The sequence below is a fragment of the Mesorhizobium sp. M1E.F.Ca.ET.063.01.1.1 genome, assembly GCF_003998155.1.
GTDB lineage: Bacteria > Pseudomonadota > Alphaproteobacteria > Rhizobiales > Rhizobiaceae > Mesorhizobium.
The window spans coordinates 1-5,820 of record NZ_RZSC01000361.1; the positions used below are offsets into that span (position 1 = coordinate 1).

The following is a 5,820-nucleotide window of genomic DNA, read 5'->3' on the forward strand; positions in this document are numbered from 1 at the left end:
TGACATAGCTCAATCTTCGCGCGAGCTTACTCGCCGGCCAGCCACTCGATCGTCCAACGCGACGGCTGCTCGACGGCCAGCACCTTGTGCAGGGCCGGCAGCAGCACCCGCAATTCGCCCTCCAGCGTGAAGGGCGGATTGACGACCACCAGGCCGCTGCCGTCGAGGCTGGGTTCGTTCGAGGCCGGCCGGATCTCGAAGCCGATGTCGAGCAGTTTCGGAATGCCGGTCTCCTGCAGCGCCGCGCGGAAGGCGGCGACCGCCTTGCGGTCCTTGATCGGGTACCAGAGCGCGTAGATGCCCCCCGGCCAGCGCCGGTGCGCGCGGCGCAGGTTCTCGACGAGGCGCTGGAACTCGCCCTCTTCCTCGAAGGGCGGATCGACGAGGACCAGGCCGCGCTTCTCCTTCGGCGGCAGATGCGCGCCGAGCGCCAGCCAGCCGTCGAGCACGATCACCCTCGTCTGGAAGTCACCGGCAAAGACGGATTTCAATCGCGCCGCATCCTGAGGGTGGAGCTCGATCGCGGTCAGCCGGTCCTGGCTGCGCAGGAGGTGGCGCACGATCAGCGGCGAGCCGGGATAGCGGCCAAGGCCGCCGCCGGGATTTTCCGCGCGCACCGCTTCCAGATAGGGCTGAAGGAGCGCTGCCGCCCGAGGCTCGAGCGTGGCCTCGAACAGCCGGCCGACGCCGCCCTGCCATTCGCCGGTCTTGCCGGCCTCGACAGAAGCGAGGTCGTAGCGGCCGATGCCGGCATGGGTGTCGATGACACGGAAGGCCTTGTCCTTCTGCTTCAGATACTCGACCAGGCGGCTGAGCACGGCGTGCTTGACGACATCGGCGAAATTGCCGGCGTGATAGGCGTGGCGGTAGTTCATGCCGTCCTCATCTCGGCGAACCGCCGCGGCCCCAGCGCGGTGGTGGCGGCTGCGAGTTCGGGTTCTGCGGCGGTTTGTTGCGACGCCCAAAGACCAGCGACAGCACCAGCCCGGCCAGGCCGATGCCCATCAGCGCGTAGCCGACCGGCCACGCCCTCTCGTCGATCGAGCCGGTGCCTGCGCGCAGGATCAGATCGACGGCACGCATGTCGATGCCGTCGGCATCGCCTGGACCGACGGTGAAGACATAGGCGCCCGGTGCGACCGTCTCGATTACGCCGGCCTCGTCGCGAAAGATCTTGTCGGGCAGTTGCGGGCTCACCTGGCGCGGATTGTCGGTGCGGTTGAAGGACAATGTCGAGGCAAGCGCCGTGCGGCCGCCGCTTGCCGCGGTCAGCGTCAGCACGGTGCGCTGCTGCGAGGCGACGCGCTCGGCCCGCGCGGTAAGGTCGACCAGCACCCGCACGGGCGCATCGCTTGCCGCCAGCCGTACGGTCGCCGACCGGAAGCGGCCGCCCTCGTAGACCCTGTAAGTGCCGATCGCATGGCCGGAGAAATTGCTCATCGCCCAGGGATAGAAGACGCCGATTGCGGCGCCGGCGATGAGGACGAGAACCGATAGGAAGCGCATTGAGAACCCTGGTTACGATTTTTTCCGGGCGCGATCGCCACTTTTGGCGGCCTCGCCCCGGGCAGCGTCGCGAATCCGCTCCATCTCGTCCAGAAACATCTCCAGGCCAAGCTCGAAAGTCTTGTCGAAACCGCTCGTGCCGAAATAGGCGCCAGCCGCCACGACACTTGGGTAATCGCGCGCCAATTCTTCGTCGCTGACCGTGGTGACCGCCGATGGCCCCTTGGCGTAGCCGGCGGTCTCGTCGAGGATGGCGCCCATCAGATAGTAGCCGGCGGCGCGGAACAGGCGGGCGCTGAGCTCGACCCCGAAGCCGCCGTCCTCGAACAGGCCAATGATGGCGTTGAGCTTGGCAAGACAGGGCGGCGAGTTCATGCGGTAGACGACGATGAACGGCGCGAAGGCCGGATGCTCGGTCGCGACGCGGCGGAATTCCTGCATGCCGATACGGGCCCGCTCGCGCCAGGGCAGGCCGTCATCGGGGATCACAAGCCGGCTCATCTGCCGGTCGACCAGCGCCTCGTAGAGATGCGCCTGCGAGGGGAAGTGATGGTAGATGCTCATCGCCTCGCAGCCGAGCGCAGCGGCGAGCTTGCGCATCGAAAAGCCGGAGAGCCCTTCCCTCTCGATCACGTCGAATGCGGCGTCCTCGATCATCTCGCGGGACAGCCGGCCGCGGGTTCGCTTTTTTTTGATCGATGAGTCCATGGCGTCGCTTGACAACTTACACTGTAAGGTTCACGTTCCAAATACCTTACACCGTAAGGCTAACAAAGACCAGAGGAGAAAACCATGTCCGTCCTTCGCATCGTCTCAAATGTGCATTCCTGCCTTCGTTCCGCTTGCCTCATCGCCGCCGCCGGCACACTCGCGGCCATGCTGACCTCGGCGCCGGCGAGCGCCGACGACTACGATGCCACCATCAAGGACATCCAGTCGACGATGGGCGGCGTACCCGGGTTCGTGAAGCAGTTCCCGAAGGCCGGTCTGCCCGGCGCATGGGCGGAGGTCAAGGCCATCGAGCTCAGCGACAAGACGGCACTGCCGCCGAAGGTGAAGTCGCTGATCTCGCTGGCGGTCGCGGCACAAATCCCCTGCAGCTATTGCGTCTGGTCGGACACCGAGAATGCCAAACGCGCCGGCGCCACCGACGAAGAGATCCAGGAGGCCGTCGCCATGGCCGCCTTGACCCGCCACTGGAGCACCATCTTCAACGGCATGCAGGTCGATCTCGCCCAGTTCAAGAAGGATATGGGCGGGGAGTGATGCCGGAGCCACCAACGCAAGGACGTGGCCCGCGAAATCGCAGGCCGCGTCCGTTGCTGAAACGCCTGCGGTCGTCTTGCGACGGCCGCGATGCCGCCGCTCAGCGGGCCGACCGAGCGTTTCCGGAGATCCGGCCATCATCCTGTATTGCTGAAATCGCTTTTCTTTTCTCTGCACTTCCAAGTGGTGGCGCCCTTGCGAGGAGCGTGAAACCACATCGGAATGCTCGAGCTGCAGCGGCGCCGTCCGTCCTTCCTCGCCGCGGCGCCTGGATTCCGCTGTCCTGGAGGCGCGTGCCTATTTGCGACTGAACTCCTCCTCTTCACGGGCTTGTTCTTCGGAGAATCGGAAGATCGAAGAGCAACATAAAGCAACTTCCGAACCTGAAAGACTAGAACGGATCGCGTTTCCGGGCGCTCACCTTGAGGCTTTCGCTGCTGCCGTTCGACGAGCTTTTGCCGGCTCCGCAGTCACTTGGCTCATTACCACGCGAAAACCGGCAAGGCCGAGCCGCTTCGAACCGGCGGACAACCACACAGCGGCCGGCTGATGATTAACCAATCACAAACGTGTGGGGTTAATAGAACTCTAATTTAGTTGACTACATCGCGCGCAGGTATATCTTTGTATGCGTTGGGTGTGCAATTTGGGCGAGCAGTCCGCGGTGGTGGCAACCATAATCGTGGATCGCGACTTTAGGGGCAAAGGGACGCTAAGCGGCAGCAAATAGCCGTACGGCAACGACCCCGCGAACTCAGAAAAAACACATCAGTTGTGGCGATTCCGCACATGCGGAGGGATCGCCGTGATTTGGCCTGGTCGGGCAACGCCGTTGCCCCGGCCCGGACGGGGAATGTGTGCGGTATGAGGGCGCCATGGGCAGGGTCATCAAGGTTCTAAATCTAGACAACAATTCGGGACGGAGGCGTGCCGATCGCGGTCGCGCGCTGGTCGCCGGCGGAGCGGGATTTCTAGGCTCGCATTTGTGCGAGAGGCTGCTCTTCGACGGTTATGAGGTCATCGCGCTGGACAATTTCCATACCGGCAAAAGACACAATCTCGCTGGCATGGCGCACGATGCTTCCTTTACCTGCATCAAGCACGATATCGTCGACGCGTTGCCGGCGGACTTCGCCGTCGACGAGATCTACAATCTCGCCTGCCCCGCTTCCCCGCCGCACTATCAGGCCGATCCGATCCATACGTTCAAGACCAGCGTGCTCGGCTCGATCAACCTTTTGGAACTTGCCAGGCGCCACAAGGCCAAGATCTTCCAGGCTTCCACCTCCGAAGTCTATGGCGATCCGCAGGTGCATCCGCAACCGGAAGGCTATTTCGGCAACGTCAACACGCACGGCCCACGCTCCTGCTATGACGAGGGCAAGCGTTCGGCCGAGACGCTGTTCTTCGACTATTCGAGGACATACGGCATCGATGTCCGCGTCGCGCGCATCTTCAACACCTATGGTCCGCGCATGCAGCCCGATGACGGCCGCGTGGTGTCGAACTTCATCGTCCAGGCGCTGCGCGGCGACGATATCACCGTTTATGGCAGCGGCACGCAGACGCGCTCCTTCTGCTTCGTCGACGACCTGGTCGAGGGCTTCTTGCGCCTGATGAATGCCCCGGTGGCGCCGCTGCACCCGGTCAATCTCGGCAACCCGGTCGAGTTTACCATCATGGAATTGGCCGAGCTGGTCATCGACTATACGAATTCGCGCTCGCGCATCGTGCACCGGCCGCTGCCCGTCGACGACCCCAGGCAGCGCAAGCCCGACATTTCATTCGCCAGACAGCATCTCGGCTGGGAGCCTAAGGTCGCCTTGAGCGAAGGCCTTGCCCATACCACGGCGTATTTCGACACCCTGCTGGGCCGCCGCCGGCCTGTCGCCCCGCGCAGAGTCCACGCGTCTTCCGTCAGGGAGGCGACGGCATGACGACCCGCCGCCCCGTTCTGGTGACGGGTGGCGCCGGCTTCATCGGCAGCCAAACTTGCAAGCTGCTGTCGGCCGCGGGCTACCTGCCGGTGGTCTACGACAACTTAAGCCGTGGCAACCAGACGGCCGTCGCCTGGGGTCCACTGGTCGTCGGCGACATACGCGGCCGCAATTCACTGCAGCGGGCAATCGAAGCCCACAGGCCGCAGGCGATCATCCATTTTGCCGCCCTTGCCTATGTCGGCGAGTCGGTCAGCGAGCCGGCGGATTACTACGCGACCAATGTCGGCGGCACGATCGCGGTGCTGGATGCGGCGCGGGCAAACGGCATCGACAAGGTCATTTTCTCATCGAGCTGCGCGACCTACGGCGTGCCGGAAGCGCTGCCGGTCAGCGAGGCCGCGTCGCAGAAGCCGATCAGCCCCTATGGCCGCAGCAAGCTGATGGGCGAACAGATCATCAAGGACTATGCCTCTGCCTATGGGCTGAAATACGCGATCCTTCGCTACTTCAACGCTTGCGGCGCCGACCCCGAAGGCGAGCTCGGCGAGTGGCACACGCCCGAGACCCATCTCATCCCAAGGGTGCTGATGGCGGCGTCCGGCATGATCGAGGCGATCGAGATCTTCGGTACCGACTACGAGACTGCGGACGGCACCTGCGTGCGCGACTATATCCATGTCAGCGACCTCGCCCGCGCGCATCTCATGGCATTGATGCATCTGGAGGCCGGCGGCGCCAGCCTGGCCGTCAATCTCGGCACCGGCCGGGGCATTTCGATCAAGGAGATCCTCGAAGCTGTCGGCCGCATCACGTCACGGCCGGTTCCGGTCATCTACAAGCCGCGCCGGCCGGGCGATCCGGCCGAGCTTTACGCCGACCCCGGCCTGGCGCGCGAGACGTTGGGCTTCGTGGCCGAACTCTCCGACATCGATGCCATCGTCAGGACAGCCGCGCCCTTCTTCGGGCTCGGGCCGATTGCGAAACCGGAGATTTTCAATGCGTCCGCCGCCGTTTCGCGCGCAAAAGGCGCGCCGCGCGGAAGGGGCGCTACGAAAAAACGCCAGCCCGCGAGGCTGGCAGCCGTCCCTGTGAGTAATGTGTCGGGACG

5 protein-coding genes and 1 pseudogene are annotated in these 5,820 nt (G+C 64.2%); 3 read left to right on the top strand and 3 right to left on the bottom strand.

Going from position 1 to position 5,820, the window contains the following annotated elements; genetic code table 11:
* Positions 1–26: 26 nt before the first annotated feature.
* Genes EOA29_RS22450 through EOA29_RS22460 form a run of 3 tightly spaced genes read right to left on the bottom strand, consistent with a single transcriptional unit; the run spans position 27 to position 2,163 of the window.
* Positions 27–875 (bottom strand): 23S rRNA (adenine(2030)-N(6))-methyltransferase RlmJ, encoded by an 849-nt coding sequence (locus EOA29_RS22450; protein ID WP_126094800.1) that lies wholly within the window; start codon positions 873–875, stop codon positions 27–29.
* 7 nt (positions 876–882) lie between these two features.
* The gene (locus EOA29_RS22455; RefSeq protein WP_126094801.1) at positions 883–1,506 is read right to left on the bottom strand and encodes a hypothetical protein; all 624 of its coding nucleotides are present in this window, start codon (positions 1,504–1,506) and stop codon (positions 883–885) included.
* 12 nt (positions 1,507–1,518) lie between these two features.
* Entirely contained in the window at positions 1,519–2,163 is a 645-nt protein-coding gene (locus tag EOA29_RS22460) for a TetR/AcrR family transcriptional regulator (protein WP_245468517.1), read from the bottom strand.
* Between the two features lie 135 nt (positions 2,164–2,298).
* On the opposite strand from EOA29_RS22460, the gene EOA29_RS22465 reads away from it, so the two are divergent.
* The 3 genes and pseudogenes from EOA29_RS22465 to galE all read left to right on the top strand — a co-directional run.
* The gene (locus EOA29_RS22465) at positions 2,299–2,772 is read left to right on the top strand and encodes a carboxymuconolactone decarboxylase family protein (RefSeq protein ID WP_126094803.1); all 474 of its coding nucleotides are present in this window, start codon (positions 2,299–2,301) and stop codon (positions 2,770–2,772) included.
* Between the two features lie 875 nt (positions 2,773–3,647).
* A complete protein-coding gene (locus EOA29_RS22470; protein WP_126094804.1) occupies positions 3,648–4,709 on the top strand; it encodes a UDP-glucuronic acid decarboxylase family protein in 1,062 nt (353 codons plus the stop codon).
* A pseudogene (gene galE, locus EOA29_RS22475) lies at positions 4,706–5,692 on the top strand (UDP-glucose 4-epimerase GalE); the annotation flags it as partial. The gene EOA29_RS22470 and the pseudogene galE, both read left to right, overlap by 4 nt.
* Between the last annotated feature and the right edge of the window lie 128 nt (positions 5,693–5,820).

Bases quoted from the DNA above. Each gene is read 5' to 3' on its own strand.
- EOA29_RS22450 (WP_126094800.1), bottom strand. From the start codon at position 875: ATGAACTACCGCCACGCCTATCACGCCGGCAATTTCGCCGATGTCGTC.
- EOA29_RS22455 (WP_126094801.1), bottom strand. From the start codon at position 1,506: ATGCGCTTCCTATCGGTTCTCGTCCTCATCGCCGGCGCCGCAATCGGC.
- EOA29_RS22460 (WP_245468517.1), bottom strand. From the start codon at position 2,163: ATGATCGAGGACGCCGCATTCGACGTGATCGAGAGGGAAGGGCTCTCC.
- EOA29_RS22465 (WP_126094803.1), top strand. From the start codon at position 2,299: ATGTCCGTCCTTCGCATCGTCTCAAATGTGCATTCCTGCCTTCGTTCC.
- EOA29_RS22470 (WP_126094804.1), top strand. From the start codon at position 3,648: ATGGGCAGGGTCATCAAGGTTCTAAATCTAGACAACAATTCGGGACGG.